This window comes from Vibrio sp. 10N.261.52.A1, from assembly GCF_002876325.1.
GTDB classification, from domain to species: Bacteria; Pseudomonadota; Gammaproteobacteria; order Enterobacterales; family Vibrionaceae; genus Vibrio; species Vibrio chagasii.
Genome location: NZ_MCYD01000886.1, coordinates 1 through 4,877, shown reverse-complemented (window position 1 = coordinate 4,877; position 4,877 = coordinate 1). Strand labels below are relative to the sequence as shown.

General features: G+C 41.4%; 6 protein-coding genes and 1 pseudogene. 2 read left to right on the top strand and 5 right to left on the bottom strand.

Features of this window, described 5'->3' with window-relative positions:
- A pseudogene (locus tag BCT81_RS19130) lies at nucleotides 1-232 on the top strand (recombinase family protein); the annotation flags it as partial.
- A 332-nt stretch (nucleotides 233-564) separates the two neighbouring features.
- Nucleotides 565-789: a DDE-type integrase/transposase/recombinase gene (locus BCT81_RS19125; RefSeq protein ID WP_008219608.1), complete on the top strand. Its 225-nt coding sequence runs from the start codon at nucleotides 565-567 to the stop codon at nucleotides 787-789.
- A gap of 96 nt (nucleotides 790-885) precedes the next feature.
- Here BCT81_RS19125 and BCT81_RS19120 read toward each other — a convergent pair whose 3' ends face one another.
- The 5 genes from BCT81_RS19120 to BCT81_RS29940 are packed head-to-tail and all read right to left on the bottom strand — an operon-like array spanning nucleotide 886 to nucleotide 4,810.
- Nucleotides 886-1,557 carry a 2OG-Fe(II) oxygenase gene (locus BCT81_RS19120; RefSeq protein ID WP_008219606.1) on the bottom strand — a complete coding sequence of 224 codons (672 nt, stop codon included), beginning with the start codon at nucleotides 1,555-1,557 and terminating at the stop codon, nucleotides 886-888.
- Nucleotides 1,550-2,779 (bottom strand): MFS transporter, encoded by a 1,230-nt coding sequence (locus BCT81_RS19115; protein WP_008219604.1) that lies wholly within the window; start codon nucleotides 2,777-2,779, stop codon nucleotides 1,550-1,552. The genes BCT81_RS19120 and BCT81_RS19115 overlap by 8 nt, the downstream gene beginning before the upstream one ends.
- 1 nt (nucleotide 2,780) lies before the next feature.
- Nucleotides 2,781-3,752, bottom strand: a complete 972-nt coding sequence (locus BCT81_RS19110; protein ID WP_102425487.1) for a cupin domain-containing protein — start codon at nucleotides 3,750-3,752, stop codon at nucleotides 2,781-2,783.
- Nucleotides 3,742-4,650, bottom strand: coding sequence for a hypothetical protein (locus BCT81_RS19105; protein WP_008219601.1), 909 nt, complete (start codon nucleotides 4,648-4,650; stop codon nucleotides 3,742-3,744). The genes BCT81_RS19110 and BCT81_RS19105 overlap by 11 nt, the downstream gene beginning before the upstream one ends.
- 37 nt (nucleotides 4,651-4,687) lie before the next feature.
- Complete coding sequence (locus BCT81_RS29940; protein WP_008219599.1) at nucleotides 4,688-4,810, bottom strand: hypothetical protein; 123 nt, start codon at nucleotides 4,808-4,810, stop codon at nucleotides 4,688-4,690.
- Between the last annotated feature and the right edge of the window lie 67 nt (nucleotides 4,811-4,877).

The window sequence follows — 4,877 nt, the reverse complement described above, 5'->3', positions numbered from 1 at the left end:
TCGAAAAGATTATGAAGACAGACGCCGACGCCAAAAACAAGGTATCGAGAAGGCGAAGAAAGAAGGGAAGTATCAAGGAAGAAAGCCAGATTTAGAGCTGCATGAAAAAATCTACAAGCTTAGAGTGGGTAACCAGATGAGCATCAACGAGACAGCCAAAATGATAGGCGTCTCAGCGAGAACCGTTGTACGTGTCGTTAAGAAGATGAATGCTCAGCGCGAAGGTGAGTAGGTGAGTGTATCCTACTTAGATTTAGGCTCTGTGATGGCAGACCAAGTGAAATGGAATGGGCTTGTTGCAAAAATGGAAGATGTGTCTGATGAGCCCATCTGATCACTTCATTTCATGCGTATATTCCAAAGATATTGAAGAGTTCATTTAGGAAGGCGGATCCCTTCAAAACCTTGAATCATCGTCGCCCACTCTTCATCAGTTCTGGTACGGATAGGTCTTGGCATTGCTGGTCCCTTTTAAGACATTGGAAGCCATGACCATATCGAATTTGGAGTGGGATTATTAGATGGGGTTTACCGCCAGCTTACCTTTGGTTGACGGGGTATTTTATGCTCTCACTGGTAGAGATTCTGGACATTAAATATCTGAACAATATCGTTGAGCAGAATCACCGATGGGTGAAACAGAAAACACGTCAAGCGCTAGGTTGGAAGTCAACGGAAGGAGCTTTGACCAGTTTACATGGGCGGGAAGTGTGGACGATGCTCAAACAAGAGCAGATTGATATTGAAGGTGATACGGCCTTTGAGCGGTTCTACGCCCTTGCAGGATAATTGTACCTGGAGGATTGGTCTGTCACACCTCTAGCTAGATTTGCGACAGAACCTTATTTGCTAGTAGACTAATGGTATCAATAGATATCCATTCCGTCACATTAACCAACCTGAAAGTGCCAGTCGCGGTTCATCACCCCGTGATTGTTGGTTTTCGACACGATGAGTAGTATTTGGTGACGGGAAAAACATCACACTACGATTAGGCAGTGGTGTGATATCATGTACTGTACCTTGATAGTCAAATATGAGTTTTGATTGTGAAGATAGTAACTCAGAATTACCAAAATAAACGATAATTGTGACCTTGTATGGCTTAACTTGTGCGCTATTGGTGTGATCATTGTGATTATCGATAAAACAGTGGCGATTAAATGATGTTAACGAGAAGCTTTGCTCAAACTCAGTAACGTCAAGACCAAGTAAAGGAAGCCAGTTTGCCACTGCTTGCTTAGCAATTTGACTAACTAAGGCATCATTACCTTGATCGAGGAAATGGTAGATAAAGCTAAACCTGTCTTCTGGTACTGGCGCCTGGTTCATTTTTTGGAACACTTTTTTACGTTTCTCTAAAGTGAGTAGCTCTGTATTAAACTTCTTACCGTTGTGTCCGACTCGTGTGCGCCAACCTCGTTGTTGTTGCCAAGACTCTATTACAGCCTTATTGAAATTGGTAAAACTGGTTTTGTCGAAAAAATCATCTATACATAAAAAACCGTTTTTCGTTATTTGTTGACGTATCTTTTGGCTGGAAATCAGATCAATCATGAGCAAGATCCTGCACTGAGTTTGGTGAGCCTGAGCGTATATACCAAAAAGATAAAACAACGGTAGTGACAACAGCAAACATCCCATAATTACTAACACCAAAATGACTTGTGATACCAAACAATACCATACCCAAAGGTACTCCGGTATTTGTGACCATCTGATCACTTGATGCAAAGACAGGAAGCTGATTTTCGGTTAGGTATGTTTGCGTAACCGTGTCCCATTTAATCCCACTCATAGTAGTTGCACAAGCGCCGAACATTGCACAAACGACAATCACAACGATTGGTAAGGTACTACTCATTACGATAGCTTGTATAGACAGTAGTATCAGGCATAGGAAATGTACTCGTTTCCATGTGAGGTGTTTAAAGCGTCCGCTTAGCATCCCCGTAGATCCCACTAATGATCCTATAGCTATGCAGGTTGCTACAAATGCCCAGCCGTTTTCAGAATGATTGGCAATAACCATTGCAGGCCCAGCAACCCCTAGGAACCCAAGACATATAGAGACAAAAAACCAGCTTTTTAGGCCGTTAGTTGACCAATCTGGTAATGACTTTAGAGTTAGACGCACTGACGATTTACCTTTTCTTTCTTCTGGGTTAGGCTCGTTAGTCGCTTCTGAATTGGGTACAAGTCTGATTGCATATATCAACCCAATGGCGATAAGAAAGGTTATACTGTCAATAATCAGCACCACCTCAAAACCAAGTAACAAAGCTAAAGTGGCGCCTGAAAGAGGTCCAACAATACTATAGATGTCGCCTAGAATTGCTAATATGGAATTGGCTTGCTCGCGGTTTTCTACAGAAGTAATACTGGGGATTAATTGGAAGCTCGCCGGGAGATAAAAGGAAGATCCGAGGCCATAAACAAATGCTGAAATCACCATAGCTAAGATAGTGTTTGTGCCGATTAGAATATATAGTAGTAACCCAAACTGAGCAAGTAAGCGCGTTATATCTGCAATTATCATAGTTTGCTTTAGTGCCGTTATTGCTAGCTTGCGATAGATAAGCATACCTAGAAAGCGGCCTAACCAGAGAGCTAACATTACAAGAGCGATCCCTACTCCAGAAGGAGATATATTAAAGGACTCTATAGAAAAAGCTATCGGGATTAATGCATTACCGGCCCCAGAAGCGAAACTGGCCGCAGCAAACAAAGTGAAATTTCGGTTCCACTCGATGGCTTTAAGTGTACTGACAAGTGACATATTATAATCCTCGGATGATTAGGCCATTTCTTAAGCCAAAGTGTATAAAGGCTTCGACATGTGTTGGATCTATGTCCAATAGCTTCGACAGTTCAAGAACCGTTGAAGAAGAGGAGCATTGTAGCGATCGTAAAATAGCGAGGTACTTCTTGTATTTAAGTTTGATGGTTCGCTTCGGAGTGATCAGACGGATCACACCTCCTGTTGTTTCATATGGAGGAAGAAAGTTATAGTAGCCTCGGAAGCCACAGTCAGATGGCAAGTTTTCAGAGTCAATAGAGAAAGGTAGTGCATTACCAACACGTGGCTTTAAGGCCTGTAATTTTTGTTTTTGACTTAGTTCGTTGTAGTTTTGACCATCGAAATCTTCAAAAGCTACGGTTAAGTGCATTGAAGTGACTCCCTTACCATGTACATCATGTAGCTTTGATCTTGGGTAAAAAGCAACATCACCAGTGTTATAGTTAACTGTTTCGTTGTTATCATGGATCCAATGCTTACTGCCAAATAGTTGAAGGACTAGAAATGGATGATCATCCGAGTGCATTTTAAATGCGGTATGGTTAGCTTTAGTTAAGTAGCACTGAATCCAACATTTCACCCCATACCTAGATTCTATGTGTTCTTGAATTCCTCTTAGCTCGGTAACATGATCGTTGATGTGGTCGAAGACTAATGTGCCGCCTTCATTGAGGCATTGGGTCACCAAATCGTTATCGAGTAAGCTATGTTCGATTAGGCCTTCGCCTATTCTTGATTGTACAAATAGTGCAGGGTGTAAGTCTTTTCCATCAGCTATGAGACGAATATTCAGACGTGAAGTCCCTATATTTGAAAGGCGACTGAACACTACTGAAGCCAATGGTTTAAGATCGTCCTTCACATAAGTTTTATTGTATGTAGCTGATAGTTTAGTGGAAATTGATAGTTCATCGATGGCGTTAAGCACCGATTCTAATGATTTAGATAGCATGCAAAGCTCCTACTTTGATGAGTTTCGCGAGCAACCTTCTTTGTAGTATATCTTGCAACCAGTTGTTAGCGAGTAATGGCTTGTTGAGCTGACAGCTTAATGTGTTTAATACAATCAGTTCGTCAGCTTCTAACTTTACTTTTCCAAAGTCCGTAATGAGTGTATTTTCGTGGCAAGTATAGGAAAGCCAAGTTAAAGTTCGTCCCAATAATGTATCCAGATTTGAGATAATATTTGGATCATACATAGGAGGAATATAAGCGTGATCTTTGGCTGAGCCTGATTCCTTACAACTCAGTCCAATGAATACACCTGGCCCCAACGCATGAAAAATATGCATTACGCCTTGACGGACGTTGTAATGTTGTCCCGGTTTTAGAGATAAACGTTTTGCACTTGGTAATAGGGGTTTGTAATCGAGATGGATTCCAGTGAATCGCTCTGAATTGGCTATTTTCGGTTTGAAAGGTGGTTTTTCCTCCCACAAATATAGATCCCGACCAAAGCCAGCGACATCAATAATGTGAGAATCTTCAAAGTCTTGATGTATACCAAATGGGGTCCAATTTGACGAAGAAGTCAGAAAGATGTACACATCGACTAATTTTGGGCAATCATAGCTAATTAAAAGCCCATTGGCATTGATATAGTCAAATACCTGTAGGGTTAATGGTAAGCTCCACTTAGTGATTTCATTTAAGGCAAGACAGAAACCCGACCCATAGAGTGCATTAAGATGTTCTTGAGGCTCGCCTAAACACGTGCCCCACCTATGCACAATGTTACTACAGGCTATGTAGTCAAGGGAGTGTTGTTGAAAGACGCGGTATTTGGGTTCAATACGTGTTGAATTCATAGCGCTATTGATAGCGTGGCTAATAGTTAATGTGTCTATCATGATAGTGGATAGCCCCAAATTGGGGCTACCTTCCTACTTAGTGGCCTACGTCTTGACGTGGGCTTGTACAACTGCCACATGTGTTCGCTTCTGCTTCAACTTCAAATTCCAGTTCAAATTCTTGTGAAGCCAACTGTTCTTGAATATTTTTTTGTTCCATCGGGATTACTCCATTTTTATATTATAAGCTCGCGCACGATGTGCAAGCAATTACATAATATATATTT

Excerpts from the sequence above, each read along its gene's own strand:
- BCT81_RS19105 (WP_008219601.1), bottom strand. The coding sequence starts at position 4,650 with ATGATAGACACATTAACTATTAGCCACGCTATCAATAGCGCTATGAAT.
- BCT81_RS29940 (WP_008219599.1), bottom strand. The coding sequence starts at position 4,810 with ATGGAACAAAAAAATATTCAAGAACAGTTGGCTTCACAAGAATTTGAA.
- BCT81_RS19125 (WP_008219608.1), top strand. The coding sequence starts at position 565 with ATGCTCTCACTGGTAGAGATTCTGGACATTAAATATCTGAACAATATC.
- BCT81_RS19115 (WP_008219604.1), bottom strand. The coding sequence starts at position 2,779 with ATGTCACTTGTCAGTACACTTAAAGCCATCGAGTGGAACCGAAATTTC.
- BCT81_RS19110 (WP_102425487.1), bottom strand. The coding sequence starts at position 3,752 with ATGCTATCTAAATCATTAGAATCGGTGCTTAACGCCATCGATGAACTA.
- BCT81_RS19120 (WP_008219606.1), bottom strand. The coding sequence starts at position 1,557 with ATGATTGATCTGATTTCCAGCCAAAAGATACGTCAACAAATAACGAAA.